At 61.8% G+C, this 19,741-nt stretch carries 18 protein-coding genes; 10 read left to right on the top strand and 8 right to left on the bottom strand.

Features of this window, described 5'->3' with window-relative positions; all coding sequences use genetic code 11:
- Positions 1 to 14: 14 nt before the first annotated feature.
- Positions 15 to 1,190 (bottom strand): hypothetical protein, encoded by a 1,176-nt coding sequence (locus tag ACR9Y2_RS07040; RefSeq protein WP_435040353.1) that lies wholly within the window; start codon positions 1,188 to 1,190, stop codon positions 15 to 17.
- Between the two features lie 2 nt (positions 1,191 to 1,192).
- Positions 1,193 to 1,612, bottom strand: coding sequence for a hypothetical protein (locus ACR9Y2_RS07035; protein ID WP_435040352.1), 420 nt, complete (start codon positions 1,610 to 1,612; stop codon positions 1,193 to 1,195).
- A 125-nt stretch (positions 1,613 to 1,737) separates the two neighbouring features.
- Here ACR9Y2_RS07035 and ACR9Y2_RS07030 point away from each other — a divergent pair, with 125 nt between their 5' ends.
- Both ACR9Y2_RS07030 and ACR9Y2_RS07025 read left to right on the top strand, forming a co-directional pair.
- Positions 1,738 to 2,319, top strand: coding sequence for an ECF-type sigma factor (locus ACR9Y2_RS07030; protein ID WP_435040351.1), 582 nt, complete (start codon positions 1,738 to 1,740; stop codon positions 2,317 to 2,319).
- Between the two features lie 26 nt (positions 2,320 to 2,345).
- On the top strand, positions 2,346 to 4,970 hold the full coding sequence (locus ACR9Y2_RS07025; protein WP_435040350.1) for a tetratricopeptide repeat protein: 2,625 nt from the start codon (positions 2,346 to 2,348) through the stop codon (positions 4,968 to 4,970).
- On the opposite strand, the gene ACR9Y2_RS07020 is transcribed toward ACR9Y2_RS07025, so the two are convergent.
- The 4 genes from ACR9Y2_RS07020 to ACR9Y2_RS07005 form a co-directional block, all read right to left on the bottom strand.
- A complete protein-coding gene (locus tag ACR9Y2_RS07020; protein WP_435040349.1) occupies positions 4,960 to 6,240 on the bottom strand; it encodes an RNA polymerase sigma factor in 1,281 nt (426 codons plus the stop codon). The two genes, ACR9Y2_RS07025 and ACR9Y2_RS07020, sit on opposite strands and share 11 nt — an antisense overlap.
- Before the next feature lie 52 nt (positions 6,241 to 6,292).
- Positions 6,293 to 6,715, bottom strand: a complete 423-nt coding sequence (locus ACR9Y2_RS07015; protein WP_435040348.1) for a YciI family protein — start codon at positions 6,713 to 6,715, stop codon at positions 6,293 to 6,295.
- A gap of 105 nt (positions 6,716 to 6,820) precedes the next feature.
- On the bottom strand, positions 6,821 to 7,234 hold the full coding sequence (locus ACR9Y2_RS07010; protein ID WP_435040347.1) for a VOC family protein: 414 nt from the start codon (positions 7,232 to 7,234) through the stop codon (positions 6,821 to 6,823).
- 14 nt (positions 7,235 to 7,248) lie between these two features.
- Positions 7,249 to 7,689, bottom strand: a complete 441-nt coding sequence (locus ACR9Y2_RS07005; RefSeq protein WP_435040346.1) for a YciI family protein — start codon at positions 7,687 to 7,689, stop codon at positions 7,249 to 7,251.
- Between the two features lie 176 nt (positions 7,690 to 7,865).
- Here ACR9Y2_RS07005 and ACR9Y2_RS07000 point away from each other — a divergent pair, with 176 nt between their 5' ends.
- Together ACR9Y2_RS07000 and ACR9Y2_RS06995 are read left to right on the top strand one after the other, a co-directional pair.
- On the top strand, positions 7,866 to 8,516 hold the full coding sequence (locus ACR9Y2_RS07000; protein WP_435040345.1) for an SGNH/GDSL hydrolase family protein: 651 nt from the start codon (positions 7,866 to 7,868) through the stop codon (positions 8,514 to 8,516).
- On the top strand, positions 8,513 to 9,010 hold the full coding sequence (locus ACR9Y2_RS06995; protein ID WP_435040344.1) for a hypothetical protein: 498 nt from the start codon (positions 8,513 to 8,515) through the stop codon (positions 9,008 to 9,010). The genes ACR9Y2_RS07000 and ACR9Y2_RS06995 overlap by 4 nt, the downstream gene beginning before the upstream one ends.
- A 9-nt stretch (positions 9,011 to 9,019) precedes the next feature.
- Here the strand turns inward: ACR9Y2_RS06995 and lepA are convergent, their stop codons facing one another.
- Positions 9,020 to 10,834, bottom strand: coding sequence for a translation elongation factor 4 (gene lepA / locus ACR9Y2_RS06990; RefSeq protein WP_435040343.1), 1,815 nt, complete (start codon positions 10,832 to 10,834; stop codon positions 9,020 to 9,022).
- A gap of 34 nt (positions 10,835 to 10,868) precedes the next feature.
- Between lepA and ribH the strand changes: the two genes are divergently transcribed.
- Together ribH and nusB are read left to right on the top strand one after the other, a co-directional pair.
- Entirely contained in the window at positions 10,869 to 11,348 is a 480-nt protein-coding gene (gene ribH, locus ACR9Y2_RS06985) for a 6,7-dimethyl-8-ribityllumazine synthase (RefSeq protein ID WP_435040341.1), read from the top strand.
- A 13-nt stretch (positions 11,349 to 11,361) separates the two neighbouring features.
- Complete coding sequence (gene nusB, locus ACR9Y2_RS06980) at positions 11,362 to 11,826, top strand: transcription antitermination factor NusB (RefSeq protein WP_435040340.1); 465 nt, start codon at positions 11,362 to 11,364, stop codon at positions 11,824 to 11,826.
- An 82-nt stretch (positions 11,827 to 11,908) separates the two neighbouring features.
- Here nusB and ACR9Y2_RS06975 read toward each other — a convergent pair whose 3' ends face one another.
- On the bottom strand, positions 11,909 to 15,589 hold the full coding sequence (locus ACR9Y2_RS06975) for a carboxypeptidase regulatory-like domain-containing protein (RefSeq protein WP_435040338.1): 3,681 nt from the start codon (positions 15,587 to 15,589) through the stop codon (positions 11,909 to 11,911).
- A 320-nt stretch (positions 15,590 to 15,909) separates the two neighbouring features.
- Here ACR9Y2_RS06975 and ACR9Y2_RS06970 point away from each other — a divergent pair, with 320 nt between their 5' ends.
- Genes ACR9Y2_RS06970 through ACR9Y2_RS06955 form a run of 4 tightly spaced genes read left to right on the top strand, consistent with a single transcriptional unit; the run spans position 15,910 to position 19,738 of the window.
- The gene (locus ACR9Y2_RS06970) at positions 15,910 to 17,313 is read left to right on the top strand and encodes a sodium:solute symporter family transporter (protein WP_435040337.1); all 1,404 of its coding nucleotides are present in this window, start codon (positions 15,910 to 15,912) and stop codon (positions 17,311 to 17,313) included.
- Entirely contained in the window at positions 17,313 to 18,317 is a 1,005-nt protein-coding gene (locus ACR9Y2_RS06965) for a hypothetical protein (RefSeq protein WP_435040336.1), read from the top strand. The genes ACR9Y2_RS06970 and ACR9Y2_RS06965 overlap by 1 nt, the downstream gene beginning before the upstream one ends.
- Before the next feature lie 36 nt (positions 18,318 to 18,353).
- The gene (locus tag ACR9Y2_RS06960; protein WP_435040335.1) at positions 18,354 to 19,082 is read left to right on the top strand and encodes an urea amidolyase associated protein UAAP1; all 729 of its coding nucleotides are present in this window, start codon (positions 18,354 to 18,356) and stop codon (positions 19,080 to 19,082) included.
- A complete protein-coding gene (locus ACR9Y2_RS06955) occupies positions 19,079 to 19,738 on the top strand; it encodes an urea amidolyase associated protein UAAP2 (RefSeq protein WP_435040334.1) in 660 nt (219 codons plus the stop codon). The genes ACR9Y2_RS06960 and ACR9Y2_RS06955 overlap by 4 nt, the downstream gene beginning before the upstream one ends.
- Positions 19,739 to 19,741: the final 3 nt, after the last annotated feature.

Genomic DNA, 19,741 nt, shown 5'->3' with positions numbered 1-19,741 from the left:
AATTCCTCCTGAAATCACCGTTGTGAGGCCCACTGGGCGTCCACCAGGCGCAGAACCACCTTGATGCGCGGAAGGCTGTTCATGCCGCGGCTCATGAAATCTTCGTCCGCCGCGTACTGCGCCCTCAGCGCACTGTGAAAGTAGTTCTTCTCCGGATGGTTCGTTTCGTTGACGTCAGGGCCCCAGCCCAACTCCAACCCGCTCCCTGAGTTCCTCGCGGAACTCACAGCCCCGTACTTCTGCGTGAGCGACTTCCGGAAGATCTCCGAATCGAACCAGGGAAACAGCCGCTCCACGCGAATCGCCCGTACAATCTCGTCCTTGTCGAAATAGGCAACCACGCACATCGTGCCCACGTTCGGGCTGCGCTTTCCGACATAGCTCGCGCACCCCATGCTGTTCACTTCCAGCGTGCCCGCGAACTTGTCCACACCGTTCTTCGGGGTCACCCGCTGAGGCTTGCCGGCCGTCCGCGCCAGTGTCGCTTCGAGGTCCGACACTTTCACGCCCACCTTAAACCCGGCCACATCCGCCTTCGCCACATCGAACGGAGCCGCCGGAGCGCTGGCCGCCAGGGGCGCGATCTTCGGCAAATACACCACGTTGCCGTTCATATCCAGCAGCCGCGACGACAGAATCTCCGCCCGAATGACACGTTCGCCCGTCACTCCGCCCGCCGGATCGCCCTTGCCGATCACCCTGAAATGAATCTCGTTCGTCACGTGCCGCGAGCGCTTCTGCAATTGCAGATCGAAGTTCCGGGCCTCCTCCTTCGGCATGGGAATGGCCCGCGCGCCTTCCACATTCGCAAACACCAACTGGTACTGCTGCCGAAACGCGCTCACCGGCACGAAGTAGCCCGGCCGGAACAGGACAACATAGAATTCGCCGCGCTCGTGGTCATACTCCGAGATGGAGTCGTTCACGCGCATGACGAACTCTTTGCCCGGATCCGCCGCGTTCAACTGGCCCTGCAGCCGTGCCGCCTCGGTCTTCACCGCATCCGGCCGGTCGAAACTCGACGCGTTGCGCACCACCGCGCTGCTCTGCGCCACCGTCTGCAGATCCAGCGGGTCGCCGGTCAGCTTGTGATAGACGAGTGCGATCGCCTGGTTTTCCACCTCTTCGTTCTGCGCATAGAACGTAGTCGCCGCCAGCAGGCCCAGCACCGCTATCCGCGTCGTCCGCATGGCTACTTCACCTCCGCCTTCTTGCGCAATCCAATCGATTCACCGCTCGAGAACCTGAGCTGCATCCGGTCCGGGCCGTCCTGCGTCAGCACCGCCTCCAGGCCGTTTGCGAGCTGGATGGCACGGCCGCCATCCGACCGCGTCTCGGCCTTCATCGGAGTCATCCCCGCATAAACCTCATTGCCGTCCACGACAATCAGGTGCAGCCCGTTGACGTAAGCCAGCACCGCGCCCGGCATGTCCGGCCGGCCCGCCGCACGGTCGACTTCCCATACGTCGCCGCTGCGCGCCGGGGCTCGTACACCGGCCGAATCTCCTCCGCAGCCGCTCAAGCCCATCAAAACGAGAGCCAGCGTCAGTGCCTGTCCGGCCCGCGCCCAGCGCGCGCAAGCAGGCCGGGGATTGCACGTAAGTGCTTGCATGGGAATATCCTTGGGTGTTAGCATCGCGGCATCAGGGCACACCTGTCGCAGGCCTCTGCCCACAGTCGTCTTCTGGGTCCCCTGTCCTCCACCTCGCAATGCGCAGAGACCCTGGAAAAACCGTCATGTCCTCGGAGAATTCATTCACAGGTGACGGCGTCGAGTCCGGTGAACCGCTCACCGCGGAGCGGCGGCGCGAACTCGATCATCTCTTCAGCGTCACCTACGAGGAGTTGCGGCGCCTCGCCTCCACCGTCCGCCGTGGTGATCCCAGCGCCACACTCAGCCCCACGGCCCTCGTCAACGAAGCCTGGCTCAAGATGGCGAACTCCCCACGGGTCAGCGCCGAATCACAACTGCACTTCAAACGCATCGCCGCCCGCGCCATGCGCCAGTTGCTGGTCGAGGCCGCCCGCCGCCGTCATGCAAATAAGCGAGGCGGCGACCAGGGAATTGTGTTTGTAACCTTACAGGACTTCATCGACCAGACGAAGCCCTACGAAGACCAGGTACTCGCGCTCGACAACGTGCTTGAGGACCTAGCCCGGCTCAACCCGCGCCAGGCCGCCATCGTCGAAAGCCGCTTCTTCGGCGGATTGGACGTCGCCGAGACTGCACTCTTGCTCAACGTTTCGGAGGCAACCATCCTCCGCGACTGGCGGGTAGCCAAAGCCTGGCTTGCCCGGGAGCTTCGCCGCAACGCCTGATATTCTCTTCGCCTTCGGGGGGCCGGTTGGACAGCGCACGCCTGGAACGGATCCAGAACCTCTTTCATGAAACGGCGGATCTGCCGGAAGCCGCGAGGCTGCCGCATCTGCGCTCCGCCTGCGCCGGTGACACGGAGCTGCTGCAGGAGGTCCTCTCGCTGCTCGAAGAGGATGCCCGCCCGTCTTCTCTCCTCGATCAGCCCGTGGGCAACATGGCCGGTCTATTGCTATCCGATCCCGCCCAGCCTCGTCAGTTCGGGCCCTACCGCCTCACATCCTTGCTGGGCGAAGGCGGCATGGGTGTTGTCTATCTCGCTGAACGCGACGACCTCCGCAGCCTCGTCGCCATCAAGATCCTGCGCGATGCCTGGCTTTCACCCGCCCGACGCGAACGTTTCTCGACGGAACAGCGAACCCTCGCCCAACTCAACCACCCCTCCATCGCCCGCCTCTACGACGCCGACACGCTGCCGGACGGGACGCCCTGGTTCGCGATGGAATATGTCGAGGGGTTGCCCCTCACGGCCTTCTGCCAGCAGCACGCCTGCTCCATCGAACGCCGCCTGCACCTCTTCCGCGCTGTGTGTGAGGCTGTCCAGTACGCCCACGGCCACGCTGTCATTCACAGGGACCTCAAACCCTCCAACATCCTCGTGAAGGCGGATGGCTCAGTTCGCCTGCTCGACTTCGGCATCGCCAAACACCAGGAATCGCTCGACTCCGCGGCCGACCTCACCCAGACCGGGCTCCGTCTCATGACCCCCGCCTATGCCGCGCCCGAACAGATCCGCGGCGAACGCGCCAGCATCCACAACGACGTCTATGCCCTCGGCGTGATCCTTTACGAATTACTCGCCAGCCGCCTACCCTTCGACCTTTCCAATCGAACGCCCGCCGAGGCCCAGACTCTCGTGGTTCAACAGGATCCCGAACGCCCCTCCGCCGTGGCCCGCAAAACTGCTCTCCTCACGGCCAGCGACTCCTCCTGGGCCGATCTCGATGTCCTGTGCCTGACGGCCATGCACAGGGATGTCCAGCGCCGCTACGCTTCCGTCGAGGCGCTCATCCGCGATGTGGATCACTACCTCGCCAACCAACCGCTCGACGCCCGGCCAGACTCCCTGCGCTACCGCTTCGGCAAGTTCATCCGCCGCCACCGTAGCGCCGTCGTCGCCTCTTCCCTCGCCGCCGCCGCCGTCATCGGCCTCATCGCGTTCTTCACCTTCCGCCTGGCGAAAGCTCGCAACCTGGCCGAAGCCGAAGCCGCCCGCACCCAGCGCATCCAGCAGTTCATGACCCGGCTCTTTGAAGGCGGAGATGAAGCGGCCGGCCCCAAAGACGACCTGCGCGTCGTTACCCTGCTCGATCGCGGCCTGCAGGAGGCTCGAGGTCTCGACTCCGAACCCGCCGTCCAGGCCGACCTCTACCAGACCCTCGGCGGCATCTATAAGAAGCTCGACAACCTCGTTCAGTCGGAATCGCTGCTCAAACTCGCATTGGAACGCCGCCAGGCCCTGTTCGGTCCCAGCCATCCCCGTGTCGCGGAAAGTCTCGTGGACCTGGGTCTGCTGCGAGTCGACCAGGCGCGCTTCGACGATGCCGAAAAGCTCGTTCGCGACGGCCTCGAGATGAGCCGCCGCACTCTTCCGCCCGGCGACGCCGGCATCGCCCTGGCCGCCTCGGCCCTGGGCCGCGTTCTCAGTGAGCGTGGCTCCTACGACAAAGCCATCGAAGTCCTCGAAGAGGCCGTCCGCCTCCGCTCGGATGGCGAAGTCACCCCCGAACTGGCTTCCGCCACCTACGAACTGGCCAATGTCCACTTCTATGCCGGACACTTCGCCCAATCCGGCGAACTCAACCAGAAGGTGCTCGTCATGCACCGTCAGCTCTACGGCTCGCGTCATCCTCATGTCGCGGAAGATCTCATCAACCTCGGGGCCATTCAGTTTGAGCAGGGCCGCTACCCCGAGGCCGAAGCATTCTACCGCCAGGCACTGGAGATCAACCAGTCCTGGTATGGCAAGGATAATCACACCACGGCATCCAACCTCACCATGCTGGGCCGCGCACTAGTCCGCGAAGAGCGCTTCGACGAAGCCGTCGACCTGCTGCAGCAATCCATGGCCATCCAGGAACGCGTCTACGGCCAGAACCACCCGCGCGTGGCTTCCGCACTGAATGAGCTAGGCTCGGTGGCCCTCAAACGCAAGCACCTGGACGAGGCCGAATCGCAGTTCCGCCGCACAGTCGACATCTACCGGAAGGTGAACGGAGATCGCCATTACCTGGTCGCCATCGGCCTGTCGAACCTGGCCAGCGTCTACATTGAGCGCAAGGAGAATGCCCGCGCCGAGCATCTCTACCGCGACGTCGTCCAGCGCTTCACCACCGCCCTCTCGCCAGGCCATCTGAACACCGGCATCGCCCGCATTAAGCTCGGCCGCTCCCTCGTACGCCAGCAGAAGTACCCTGAAGCCGAAACCGAGATCCTGGCCGGCTACGCCATCCTAACGAAGCAGACCAGCCCTTCGGTCAGTTGGCTCCAGGCAGCCCGCCAGGATCTGATCACGCTCTACGATGCCGCAGGCAATAGCGCCAAAGCTGCCCTCTACCGGGCCGAGTATGCCAAGGCCGCGCCAACTAAGAAGTAGCGGCCACACACTTCTGCACTCGCTCAGCCAGCAGCGCCTTTTCCCGCCCGTTCTGCGCCAGCGATACCGCCCGTTCCAACTCCAGCCGGGCCTCGTCCATCCGGCCCAGCTTCATCAGGAAATCGGCCCTCACGCTCGGCAGCAGGTGATAGTTTTCCAAAGCATTCGCCGCCGATAGCGCATCCACCAATTCCAGGCCGGCGGCCGGCCCGAACGCCATACCCACTGCCACCGCGCGGTTCAGCTCTACCACCGGGGACGGCTGCAGCCGCACCAGTTCGCGGTAGAGCATGGCAATCCGCCGCCAGTCGGTCTGTTCAGGCGTGTTCGCTCTCGCATGGCACGCCGCAATCGACGCCTGCAGGACGTACGGCCCCACGTCACCATCCTGCGCCTCGCCCAGCTTGTAGGCCCGGTCGAGCGCAGCCAGCCCGCGCCGGATCAGCAGTTGATCCCACAGCGACCGGTTCTGCTCATAGAGCAACACCGGCTCGCCCTTTGGCCCCACACGCGCACGCCCCCGGGACGCCTGCAATTCCATCATTGCCACCAGGCCGTGCACTTCTGGTTCCTGCGGAGCCAGTTCCGCCAGGATACGCCCCAGCCGCAACGCGTCGTCGCACAGACCCGGCCGCATCCAGTCGTCGCCGGCCGTCGCCGCATAACCTTCATTGAAGATCAGGTAGATGACTTCGGTGACCGAAGTCAGCCGCGCCGCCAATTCTTCGCCCCGCGGCACCTCGAAGGGCACCTGCTTTTCGGCCAGGGTCCGCTTCGCCCGCACAATCCGCTGGGCCACAGTGGATTCTGAGACCAGGAAGGCACGCGCGATCTCGCCCGTCGTCAGGCCGCCCAGCATCCTCAGCGTGAGCGCCACACGCGCCTCAGGCGCCAGCACCGGGTGGCAGGCTGTGAACACCAATCGCAGCAGATCGTCGCCAACGGGATCGTCCAGCGCAGCTTCCACTTCCGGCACGGCCATCTGCCGGGCCTCCAGCTCGATCCCTATCTCTTCGTGTTTCCGCTCAATGCGTTTGTTACGGCGCAGGTGGTCGATGGCGCGATTCTTGCCCGCAGCCATCAGCCAGGCGCCCGGATTGCGGGGCACCCCCGACTCCGGCCATTGCTCCAGCGCCGCCACCAGCGCATCCTGCGCCAGTTCCTCGGCTACGCCGACATCGCGCACAATACGCGCTAATCCGGCAATCAGCCGCGCCGATTCTATTCGCCAGACTGCTTCGATCGCCCGGTGTATATCGGTAGCTGTCACAACTACCGATCACACCACCTTCCGCGCCGCACCCGCAAGGGCGTCAGGGCGATTACGTTGCCTGTCCCGTCTTTTCCTGCATTTCCGGAAACGCTCTCGCCGCTTCTTTTACATCTGGAGGAAAATCGTTGAACTCCATCACCTGCCGCAGTTCGATCATCTCGCTGTCCGACCCCGGGCACCGCGTCGCCCATTCAATCGCCTCTTCCCGCGATTTCACCTGGATCATCCAATAGCCGCCCACCACTTCCTTCGCCTCGGGAAACGGACCATCCGTCACTGCCGGCTGCCCGGCCCTGAACGAAACCCGCACGCCCATCGACGGCGGGTGCAGCCCGTCCAAGGCCAACAGCACCCCGGCCTTCTGCAGTTTCTCGTTGTAAGCCATCATCGCTTCCACTGCCTTCGGATCGGGCATCGTCCCGGGCTTCGCATCCTCATATCCCTTTGGAATCATCAACATCATGAATCGCATGCTCACCCTCCTTCCCCACCCGCGCGTCTTCCCTCACTGCGGGTTGGTTGCATCCCCACCGGAGACCAAAGGGGGACGCCACCACAGCGCCCCCTTTTACCCTTTCTAGCTTGCCGGCTCGCAGTTCACCATCCACGGGATCCCAAACCGGTCGGTCAGCATCCCGAACTTCGGCGACCAGAACGTCTCCTGAATCGGCATGGTCACCGCTTTCGCTCCATCGGCCAGCGCGTTGAAGATGCGCTCCGCCTCCTCGGCGGATTTCACATTCACCGACACCGAAATGCCGGCCGGCTGTTTGTAGTGATTCACCATGGCGTCCGACGCCATCAGTACCTGGTCGCCAACCTCCAGGCGCGCATGCATGATCTTCGCCAATTGTTCCTTCGGCACATGCGCCTCGGCCGGCGTACCCGCATGGGGCATCATCGCGGTAATCTTGCCGCCCAGGGCTTTTTCGTAAAACTTGAAAGCCTCTTCGGCCTGTCCGTCAAATGTGAGATAGCTGATCAGCTTCATGGTCTTCTCCTGAACTAAACCTTCCCAGCGGTCTTCTCAAGCTGCGTCCGCATCGCCTCTTCGTGGGCAGCCTCTTCCGGCGTCAGCACATCGGCCGGGAAATCGGAGGCATCGAAGACCTGGCGGAGTTCCAACACGCCTTCTTCACCCTCCATCGGACCCGGGCACTTCAACCCCCATTGGATCGCTTCCTCCCGCGAATTGACCTTCAACAGCCAGAAACCGGCGATCAGTTCCTTTGTCTCCGGAAACGGTCCGTCCACCACGGTCTTCCCGCCACCCGATGACACAATCCGTGCGCCCTTCGCGCTGCTGTGCAAGCCTTCTCCGCCCAGCAAAACTCCGGCATCCAGCAGCTCCTGGTTGAACCGTCCCATCGCCTCAATCAACTCGCGGCTCGGCATCACGCCCGCCTCTGAATCCGCGTTCGCTTTGACAATCATCATGAATCGCATTTAGGTCACGTCCCTTCTGAATTTCCGTGCCCCCCGGTCCGGTCTGCATCCCTCAGCCTTTCCAGTTGGGCTCTATCCTTGCGTCGATTCACGGCGCAGGGGATCGACAGCGGTGGCAGGTTTTTTTCTGCGCATGGCCGCCACCTCCGTGCCTTGCTAGCATGATCGACATACCCATGAAGACCCTTCTCCTGCTCGCCGTCCTGCTGCTCCCCCTCCATGGGCAAATTGTCCGCGAGAGCATCGAATGGCTCGATGTCTGGATGCCCGACACCAATGTCCACGCCCTGCCGCGCGTGCTGCTCATTGGCGATTCCATCACGCGCGGCTATGGCAAACAGGTGGAAACTCTTCTCAAGGACAAGGCTTATGTAGCCAGGCTGGCCACTTCCAAGAGCCTCGGTGATCCGGCGCTGCTGGAGCAGGTCTCCCTCGTCCTGCACGAGCAGGCGTTCGACGTCATCCACTTCAACAACGGCATGCACGGCGACGGTTATAGCGAGGACGCCTACGCCGCGGCCCTGCCCGAAATGCTGGCCACCCTCCGCCGCCTGGCGCCGAAGGCTCGCATCATCTGGGCCACCACCACCGATGTCCGCGTGAAGGAGCACCTGGATCAGGTTGCGCCCAAGACCGCCCGCATGATCAAACGGAACGAACTCGCCGTGGCGTTTGCGAAGCAGGAAGGCCTGCCCGTCGACGACCTCTTCGAAGTGATTAAGGATCACCCCGACTACCACGTCCCAGATGGAGTTCACTTCAACGCGAAAGGCTACGATGCGCTCGCCGCCCAAGTGTCGGCTTCTGTAGCGAAGGTTCTCCCGTGAAGATCCTGCAGGGCTTTGTTCTGACGGCCGCGGTAGCGTTCTTAGCGGTGGGCCAACCATTGCCCGCAACCCAGGCTGAGACCCTGACAGGACGCAAACTCACCATCCCCCAGGCCTTCGGAGCCAAACCGGCCATACTTGTCTGGAGTTTCAGTAAGAAAGCGGGCGAGGCCACCCGCGCCTGGACCGATCCGCTAATCCGTGACGGCCAGGCCGTCTGGTCGGTGGCGATGCTGGAAGCCGCGCCGCGCTTCGTGCGGCCCATGATCCGCAGCGGCATGCGCAAGGACATGCCTGCCGCCCAGCAGGATCACGCTGTACTGCTCTATCAGGGCGAAAAACAGTGGCGCCAGATCCTGAAACCGCCAAAGGACGACGATCCGCTCGTAGTCCTGCTGGATGGAAATGGAAACGTGGCCTGGAGCTTTTCCGGTCTATCTAGCCCCAAAGCGATGGAAGAGGTCCGCCAGCGCCTCAAAAGCCTGGCGAAGTAGCAGCGAAACCTAGTCTTCGCTGCTGCCCTGGCTCACCTTCAGCACCGACAGGAACGCCTCCTGCGGTATCTCCACCCGGCCCACCCGCTTCATCCGGCGCTTGCCTTCTTTTTGCTTTTCCAGCAGCTTCCGCTTGCGCGAAATGTCGCCGCCGTAGCACTTGGCAATCACGTTCTTCCGCAAAGCCGCAATCGACTCGCGAGCAATGATCTTCGCCCCGATCGCCGCCTGCAGCGCCACTTCGAACTGTTGCCGAGGAATCAGCTTCCGCAGCCGCTCGATCAGCCCCTTGCCGCGGTCGTAGGCGAAATCCTTGTGGACGATAATCGACAGCGCATCCACCGGATCGCCCGCCACCAGCACGTCCATCTTCACCATCGGCGAAATGCGATGGCCCGAGAGATGGTAGTCGAGTGAGGCATAGCCCCGCGAAGCTGACTTCAGCCGGTCGTAGAAGTCGAGCACGACTTCGTTGAGCGGCATCTCATACACCAGCATCACGCGGCCGCCGCCAATGTGCTCGAACTTCTTCTGGTCGCCGCGCTTCTCTTCCAACAACTTCAGGATCTCGCCCAGGTACTCTTCCCGGGTGATCACCGTCGCGTCGATGATTGGCTCTTCGATCTTGATAATCTCGCTCGGATTCGGCCACTTGGTGGGATTGTCCACTTCCAGGACGTCGCCGTTACCCAACGTGATCAGGTACCGTACACCCGGAGCCGTCGTGATCAGGTCGATCTGGAACTCGCGCTCCAGCCGCTCCTGCACAATCTCCAAATGTAGTAGACCCAGGAACCCGCAGCGGAATCCAAACCCCAGCGCCACCGAATTCTCAGGCTCGAAGTTGAAGGCCGAATCATTCAGCCGCAGCTTCTCGAGAGCATCCCGCAGCAACCCGTGTTCATGGCTCTCAATAGGATACAGACCCGCGAACACCATCGGCTTCATCTCTTCAAAGCCCGGCAGCGGTTCCGTAATCGGCCGTGCCGCCTCGTAGATCGTGTCGCCAATCTTCGCGTCCGACACCGTCTTGATATTCGCGAACAGGAAGCCAACCTCGCCCGCGCTCAATTCATCGCACGGAATCGGCTTCGGCGACTGGAAGCCAAGCCCGTCTACTTCATATGTCGTTTCAGTCGTCCACAGCCGGATCTTCTGGCCCTTCCTCACCTTGCCGTCGAGGATACGAGTCAGAATAATGACGCCACGGTACGGGTCGAACCATGAATCGAAGATCAAGGCCCGCAGCGGTGCGTCCGGATCGCCCTTGGCGTGCGGAACCCGCTTCACCACCGCCTCGCAGATCTCATGGATCCCGATGCCGCTTTTGGCACTGGCGAGCACCGCTCCGCTCGCATCCAGCCCGATTATATTTTCGATCTGCTCTTTGATCCGTTCCGGTTCCGCTGACGGCAGGTCGATCTTGTTGATAACAGGGATCAATTCCAGGTTGTGATGGATTGCCAGATAAGTGTTCGCCAGGGTCTGCGCCTCGACACCCTGGCTCGCATCCACCACCAGCAGCGCACCTTCGCATGCCTGCAGGCTGCGCGAAACCTCGTATGTAAAGTCCACGTGACCGGGCGTATCGATCAGGTTCAACTGGTACAGATTGCCGTCGTCGGCGTGGTACTCCAGGCGCACTGCGTGGGCTTTGATCGTGATGCCGCGCTCACGCTCCAGATCCATGGAATCAAGGACTTGTTCTTTCATTTCGCGCTGCGAAAGCGCGCCGGTATATTCGAGCAACCGATCTGCCAAAGTCGACTTGCCATGGTCGATATGGGCGATGATCGAGAAGTTCCTGATGTAGGCGGGATCCATGCTGTAAACTGGGAGAGTCCCCTAATTATCCCATATGTCGCACAAGGTCTTTGAGGGCAACCTCGACGGGAAGGGCTTGAAATTCGCCCTCATCGTCAGCCGCTTTAACAGCTTCATCACCGAACGGTTGCTGAACGGCGCCCTCGATGCACTCAGTCGCGCCGGTGTAGCCCCAACCGATATCGAAATCGCCAAGGTCCCCGGCTCCTGGGAAATGCCCGTCGTCGCCGCACAAATCGCGCGCCAGAAACGCCACGACGGCGTCATCTGCCTGGGTGCTGTCATCCGAGGGGAAACCCCTCATTTTGATTATGTTGCGGGCGAAGCCGCCAAAGGCCTCGCGCACGTCTCGCTCGAAACCGGCATCCCCATCGCCTTCGGCGTCCTCACCACCAATACCCTCGAACAGGCCATCGACCGGGCCGGGGCTAAAGGTGGCAACAAGGGCTTCGAATCCGCGATGACTGCCATCGAGATGGCAAACCTACTCAAGTCGCTCAGCCCAAAGGGTTAGCAGAACCGACAGAATGCCAGCAAGACGCAAATCGCGCCATCGCGCCGTCCAGGTTCTTTTCCTGTGGGATGTCCGCAAGCTGCCGATCGACGAAGCCATCCGGGTCTACTACGACTCCCTCATCACAGCCGAAACCGAAGAAGAAACCGGCGAGGAACCGGCCGAGACCCCCAGTCAAGACCCCTTCATGGAAAACCTGGCCCGCGGAACCTCGGCAAATGTAGTAGAGCTAGACAGCTACATCGCTAAACGCGCCGAAAACTGGCGCCTCGAGCGCATGCCCATCGTCGACCGCAACCTGCTCCGCATGGCCGTCTACGAGATGAAGCACGTCGGTACCCCTCCTGCGGTCGTCATCGACGAAGCCCTGGAGCTGGCCCGCCGCTACTCCGAGGAAGAAGCCGTACCCTTCCTGAACGGCGTCCTTGATGCCGTCCGCAAAGTCCTGTTCCCGGCCAGCGCCGCCGAAGCCAACTAACTCATCCGTTCCCGTCCGGATAAAGAAGAAGCCGTCCCCCCGCGCCACGCTGTTTCGTGTGCGAAGGGACGGCTCCTGGTTTTTAGAACTCGTAACGCAGGGCGAATTGCATCACGCGGGCCTGGGTAGCCGTTGAGGTGAATTGGCCGAACGTTCCGGGACTCGACAGCGTCAGCGACAGCGACGAATCCTGGAAATTCACATTGTTGAAGGCGTTGAAGGCCTCGGCGCGGAACTGTACCGAGTGGCCTTCAAAGGGCAGCAGGAACGTCTTGCCCAGGGACAGGTCGAAGTTCACCAGCGGCGCACCCCGCATGATGTTGCGGGTGCCCACCCGGCCCGGAAACTGCCCATAGAAGCTGTTCGCAGCCGAGGTGTTGGCGAAAATGCTCGGTGCGCCGTTCTGGTTGTACTGCACACCAGTCGACGGCATCGTGGAGCCGGGCTTCAGGATCGCAATGGAGCCGTTCAGGTAGTTGGTCGGATACACGCCGCCCACCGAGATGCTCAGCGGCATTGCCGAGCGGTACCGGCTCAGCATCGAAGCCTGCCAGCCGCCCACGAACTGGTTCACCCAGCCCGGGATGTCGTGCAGCAGCATCTTGCCTTTGCCGAAGGGCAGCAATACCACGGTGTTCGCCGTGATGTTGTGGCGGATGTCGAAGTCCGACGAGGCGTAGGATTCCTTCGGGTTGAAAGAGTTCTGGATCACCGCGCCGCCGCCGCCCGCTCCTGACTCGGCCGTCGACTGGATGTCGAACGAGTGCGATAGCGTGTAGTTGAAGTCGAAGCCCCAACCCTTCGAAACCGGCCGGCGCACCACCAGCGTGCCCGCGTTGTAGCTGGAGTTGTTGGCGTTCACCCACACCCGCATGCCCGCATTCTGCAACGGGAAGAAGGTATTGCAACCCAGCACCGAGATGCAGCTGCCGTCCGTCTGCCGTTCGCGATCCATATCGTTGAGGGCGTCCAGATCGCTGCCTGCATACGTCCCATACGTGGTGAAGAAGTAGTTCGCCGTGGGGCTGCCCGCAAACTCATACCCGGCAGCGCCGGGGAACATGTTCTCGAAGAAGGGAACCTTGGGGATGATGCCTGGGTTCGCCTTCACCTGCGCGGGCGTGATGCCCTGCTCATAGTAGTTCCGCAGGATTCCGGCCGCCTGCGACCAGGTCTGGCCGGACTTCGGATCCTTGAACTCCGTCAATGGTTGGAAGAAATCCTGCTGCAGCAGCCCCTTGCGGGACATGCGGCCGGCATAGCCCACTTCCACCGTGATGCCCGCCTTCGTCTCCCGCGCATAGCTCAGATTGAGCAGGAACGAGTACGGAGCCACCAGGTGCGCAGCCACACCCGTGTTGGAGTTGAAGCCGCCCAGGATCGTCGGCGGAGTATAAGGGAACCCGCTGTTCACCGGAGCCGCCGGCAGGGTCGGCAGGCTGCCGCCTGTATACCGCGCCGAGTCGCTGAAGTTCGTGTTCCTCGGCTGCGTCACCTGCGTCGCCAACCCAGGAGAACCGGACTGGTCGAAGTTCACCACCATGTCGCTGCCATACCGGTCATACAGCATCGCCGCACCGCCGCGCAGCACGCTGCCTTTGCCGAACAGGCGTCCCCAGAAGCTGTCGCTCACCGGAGCATACGCGAAGCCGAAACGCGGAGCCCAATTGTTGTTGTCACGGCCAAACCAGCCGCGGCCGTTGTTCACCGGCCCGCCCAGCGCGTAAGTCAACGACGCGTTCGGCATCGTGGCGCCCGAGACACCGGCCATGGAGGCGCCCACGCGTTCCGCGAAGTACTGCTCCAGGTCCACCGTCGGCACCACCTGTACACCGTTCTTTTCGTACGGCACCTGGAAACTGCCGTAACGCAGGCCGTATGTCAGCGTCAGGTCCTTGCGCACCTTCCAGGAGTCCTGCACATAGAACTCATACTCCTTTGTGGCGAAGCTGCGTGAGATGGGGTCGCCCACCGGCACCGCCTTGCCATCACGGCCGAAGTTGTAGGTCACACTGTACTGATTCACGATGCCCAGCAGCGCGCCCATCGCATTCGTCACCTGCGTCGCTTCGGACAGTGCCAGCGACGAGCTGCCGTACTTCGTCCGGATATAGCCGTTGATCGAATCCGTGATGTCTGAACCCAGGCCGCGCAGCGTGTTGCGGCTGAAGCTGTAGCTGGGATAGGACGTCGTGAACGAATTGCGGTCGTTTTGGATGAAGCGGAAGTTGACCCCGTACTGCACCGTGTGGGTGCCCTTCATCCACGTTGTATCGTTGGCCAGGTTCTGCGTGGGAATGAACCGTCCGAACCCGCGGGTGTAGTTCTGCAGCGTGGCCAGCGTACCGAAGGTGATCGACGGCCCGGGCGTCCCGGACTGCGCGATGCCCAGCCGCGTATAGCCGTAGCTCAGTACGTTTACGATCGTGGGCGAAATAACGGCGGTGTAGCGCGCCGCCAGGCCCTTCGAATTATCCAGGTTGCGCGCCGCCGCATCCTGCCCCGGGAATTGCGCCAGCACCTGGTCGCGCGAGTTGTCCGCCAACGTACCGCGCAACATCAACGTGTGCTTCGCACTGCGGTCCAGGTTGAAATCCATCTTCGAAACCAGTGCCCGGTCGTTGCGCGTCAGCGGAGCGTTGAAGCGGTACAGCGAAAAGTTCAATCCACGATCCGCGCCGCCCGCCAGGTCGTTGCCCACCGGATACTGCTTCATGATGTCGAGCATCGTCTGCGATGAGCCGAGACCCAGCGGATCCACGGCCTTCAACTCCTGCGGGCTCAGCTCTCCAACCTGGCCGTTGTTCATGCGGAATCGCACCGTGCCCGCCTTCATCGTCTCCGTGGGCACCGCGCGGCTTTGCGCACTGGCCGATCGGTCCTTGCGCTCTTCCCAGTTGAAGAAGAAGAACGCACGATCCTTGATGATCTTTCCGCCCACGGACGCGCCGTAGAGATTGCGGATCAGGTTCTCACGCGGGATGCCGGCGCGGTTGCTGAACCAGTCGTTCGCGGCCGTCTTCACATTGCGATGAAACTCATACAGCGAGCCGTGATACTGGTTCGATCCGCTCTTCGTCACGAGTGCCACCTGGCCTCCGGCCGAGCGGCCCTGGTCGGCGCCCTGTCCAGCCACAGTCACACGGAACTCCTGCACCGAATCCAGCGGCACCGGCAGCGCGGCGAAGAAGCCGCGATCATCGTTCGAAGTGCCGGCGCTCTGGTTGTCGTTCACATCGACGCCATCCAGCGTGACGTTGTTCTGGTCCCGCTTTGCGCCCATTACGTTGCCTTGCGATGTAACGCCCGGCTGCAGGCTCAACAGCTCCACCACGTTTCTTGTTTGCAGTGGCAACTGACGGATTTGCGTCTGTGTAAACGGGCTGCCCACGGTCGCATTCTGCGTGTTAACGGAAGTCGCATCTGCCTCCACGCTGACCGTCTCCGTAACGAGGCCCAATTCCATCTTGATGTTCAGAGTGAGAGGGACGTTGATCTGCAGTTGCACCTGCTGCAGTTGGGTGCGAAAACCCGGTGCCTGCGCTTCCACGCGATAGTGGCCCGGAGGCAGTTGTACGAACGAATACGAGCCTGAGTCGTTGGTCACCGTCTTGCGCGCGGCAGACGTCTCGGTATTGGTGATATTGACGATGGCGTTGGGAACGGTGGCCCCTTGAGAATCACTGACTGTCCCCTGAACTGAGCTGGTTTGAGCGGCTAATGGCAGAAGCATCACCGCGAGTAAGAGCAGCAATCGATACACGTGTACGTCCCCTATTTTTGATTCGAACGGACTTGGATTGGGCCCATGACGGGAACACTAGGCTCTACGGGGAGAACACGAGCAGGGTATTTGGCCGGACGTCTTTGGCTGACGAGTTGAATGACCCAGGTTCACAAAAGTTTGCGTTACTCGCGTTACAAAGTCAACAGGAAATGCGCTAGACTAAATCCACTTACCCGCACTGTCCGCGGGCTCCCCCCGTCATCGGCCACTGGGCTCTGTCGTCTGCGATCTCCAAAATCCAACATCGTAAGGACACCTCTGCCATGTCGGTCATGTTCTGGCCGGTCGTGATATTCATGGCCATTTCTTTGTGCATTGGGTTGTATACCTACACCCAGGTGCAGGGTTCCAGCAAGCGTTATACGGTGTGCGGCAAATCGATGCCCTTCATCGTGGTGGGCACTGCGCTGGCTGCTCAGGCGATCGATGGCAACGCGACACTCGGAAATGTTGCGCTGGCCTACTCCAGTAATCTCTGGGCGGGGGCGGCCATACCACTGGGCTTGGCGTTGAGCCTTTTCGTTGTCGGCCGGTTTCTGGCTGCACCGCTCAACAAGCTGGATCTGCTCACACTGCCCGAATTCTTTTATCGCCGCTACTCCAAGCACGCCGAACTACTCACCTCCATGCTCACGATCGTCTGCTTCATCGTGCTCGTGGCCGGCAACTTGAGCGCTGTGGCCTGGATCCTTTCCGTAGTGAGCGGCTGGGGCTATGGCGTTTGCCTCATCATCGCCACCAGCGTGATTTTCCTCTACACCATCGCAGGCGGCCTCTATGCCGCGATCTGGACTGATTTCTTTCAGATTCACGTCGCCATCGTCGGGTTTGTCCTAGCCGCGGGCTACGTACTCTGGACACAGGATTGGACCGCAATCATGGCGCGCGTGCCGGCAGCCACCACCAGTTTGTCGGCCCTCACCAGCGTGAAGGGCGGCAGCCTGGCAAACTGGGCCACCATCATCTCCCTGGCCTTCGGAAACGCGATGGCGCTCGACTTTATGGAGCGCGTCTTCTCCGCGCGCTCCCCCGAAACTGCGCGGCGCGGCTGCTACTATGCAGGCGGCTGGACCCTCGTCATCGGCCTCTGCTGCACGGTGCTGAGCCTGGCCGCCGTAGCCACTCTCGGCAAAGTGGACGATCCCCGAATGGTGCTGCCGATGTTTGCTTCTTCGCATCTGCCGCTCATCATCGGCATCATGGTCTTCGTCGGTGTGCTCGGAGCCTCGATGTCCACCGCCAACGGCGCCATGCTCGTCATCTCCGTAGTCGCCGCGAGAAACCTGTTCCAGCGCTGGAGCCAGCGCAGCCTCGATGACGACTTCATGCTCTTCCTGTCGCGTGCGTTAGCCCTGCCTACGGCCATCGCCGCGGCCTGGATTGCCTACGTTCGACCCGAGCCGGGCATCCTGCTCGTCATCGCGTTCGACATCGTCTTCGCCGGCTGCGTGATCCCGCTATTCTTCGGTGTTTACTGGAGCAAGGCCAACTCCAGCGGCGCGATCGCCAGCATCCTTTCCGGTACACTGGCCCGCGCCGTCTGCCACTTCACGATGCCACCCCAGTTGGCAGGCCTCGACACCCTGCTGCCGCCGGTCATCAGCCTGGTGGTGTTTTTGACGGTATGCTTGGCTACACAAGGAGCCCCGGTCACGGCCCGGTCGCTCGATGAATCGTTCGGTGAGGCGTTGGAGGGGTAATGAAGTTCGCGAGTCTTTTCCTGGCCTGTGGTCTGCTTCTGGGCCAATCTGCTCCGCCTGAAGGCGCAGCCAAGAAACAACGGCCCACCCGGCCTCCCAAGCCCGGCATCAAGGAAGTCCAGAAGCCGATGACCGAGGTCACACCGCTCGCCGTATTCCCGGTACCCGGCGTGCCCGACTGGACAACGGCTTCACCCGATGGCGTCTGGGTCTCGAACAAACCCAAAAACTCCATCTCCAAGCTGAATGCCAAAACCAACGCCGTCGAGGGCACCGTCGAAGTCGGCCAGAAACCGTGCAGCGGCATCGCCTATGGCTTCAAGAGCGTGTGGGCCCCCAACTGCGGTGACAAGACCGTCTCCCGCGTCGACGACAAAACCATGAAAGTCGTGGCCACCATCCCCGTGGGCCCCGCCGATAGCGAAGGCGGCATCGCTTGTTCCAAGGAAGCGGTCTGGATGCCCACCGGGGAAAAGGGCGATACCGTGGCCCGCATCGATCCGAAAACGAATGCGGTCACCGCGAGTGTCAGCGTGCCGGAAGGCTCCTTCACAGCCGACTTCGGCGAAGGCGCCGTCTGGGTCACCTCCACCAAGAGCAACCTCGTTTCGCGCATCGATCCCAAAACGAACAAGGTCACTGATTCCATTCCTGTCGGCCCCGCACCCCGCTTTCTCACCGTCGGCGAAGGCTTCGTCTGGACCCTGAATCAAGGCGATGGCACCGTCTCCAAAATAGACCCCAAGACCCGCAAAACCGTCGCGACCATCCCCGTCGGAGTGCCCGGCGGCGGCGGCGAAATCTCGGCCGGCGGCGGCGCCGTCTGGGTCACGGTCTTCCAGATCCCCATCTCCCGCATCGATCCTTTAACCAATAAGGTCTCAATCCAGTTCGCCGGCGCCGGCGGCGACTCCATCCTCTTCGCCCACGGCTCCGTGTGGCTCTCCAATCTGCGTGAGCAGAACATCTGGCGGCTGGAACTTTCGAAGATCGGAGGCAAGTGACAGCAATCCTGGCGGTTGTGTAGTCGAATAGGATTCATGATGCAATCGATTCTCTGGGAAGAGGAGTTGCGCGGCGGGCAGACCTGGTCCTACGTCCTCAAGCGCGGCGCCGCTTTACGGTTGACCGATGTCGAAGGCGGCGCGAATGTCAGCGCGCTCTTCTACAACGCGGACTTTCCGGAAGAGCGCTATAACATGCCCGATACGCTAAAAGCCCAGCATATCGCGCGGCTCACTGAGGGCTTCGTCCTCTACTCCGACATGGGCCACATCTTGTGCTCAATCACCTCGGATAGCGTAGGTTGGCACGACCCCATCGGCGGCACCCTCAACGCCGCCATCGTCCACGCTAAGTATGGTGAGAAGGACTATCAGCGCCATCGCAACGAATGGACGCAGAGCAGCCGTGAGAGCCTGCTGCTGGAACTCGCGAAATACTCCCTCGGTCCGCGCGACCTCACTCCCACAGTCAACTTCTTCAGCAAAGTGCAGGTCGAAGCGGACGGCTCCATGCACTACGTACCAGGCAACTCCAAACCCGGCGCCCACGTCGAACTGCGAGCCGAGATGAACGTCCTCGTGCTGCTCTCCGCCAATCACCACCCCATGGAACCCGGCACCGTCTACGCCCCCAAACCCGTTCAACTCACGGTAGGCCAGGCCGCGCCTGCGGCGGCCGATGACCCCTGCCGCGTATCCCGCCCCGAGAACGGCCGCGGCTTCACCCTTACTGAACGCTACTTCGGTGCGGAGGCCCGCCCATGAGTCTCGTTGAGAGCACCCTCGAACCCGTCGACGCAATCTTCGACATGACCATTCCGGCCGGCGACGGCTGGATCCACGAAGTGAAGAAGGGTCAAACTTTCCGCATCGTCGACCTGGAAGGCAATCAGGCCGTCGACACCTTCTTCTTCGATGCCCACGATTACGCCGATCGCTACTCCGCCGTCGAAACAATCTGCGCCCAGGCCAACGTCTACCTCAGCACCGGCACCCGCCTGCTGACTCAAAACGGCCATATCCTCATGACCATCACCGCTGACACCTGCGGCCGCCACGACACCCTCGGCGGAGCCTGTTCGCAGGAATCAAACATGGTCCGCTACGACATCGCTAAACGCTACATGCACGCCTGCCGGCAGACCTTCCTTAAGCAGATTCTCAAGTGGAAACCCGACCTCAACGGCCGCATCCTGGAGAAACGCGACATCGGTCACAACGTAAACTTCTTCATGAACGTGCCGGTCACCCCCGAAGGCCGCCTCACCTTTGAAGACGGCATCTCCGACCCCGGCAAGTACGTCGAAATGAAAGCCGATCGCGACACCCTCGTCGTCATCTCCAACTGCCCGCAGTTGAACAATCCCTGCAACGCGTACAACCCCACTCCGGCACGCGTGCTCATCTGGGAGGCTGAGTAGAGC

Origin of the sequence: Paludibaculum fermentans (assembly GCF_051172195.1) — a bacterium.
In the GTDB taxonomy this organism is placed as follows: domain Bacteria; phylum Acidobacteriota; class Terriglobia; order Bryobacterales; family Bryobacteraceae; genus Paludibaculum; species Paludibaculum fermentans_A.
Note: the sequence above shows the minus strand (reverse complement) of the source record. Positions and strands in the feature narration are given on the sequence as shown.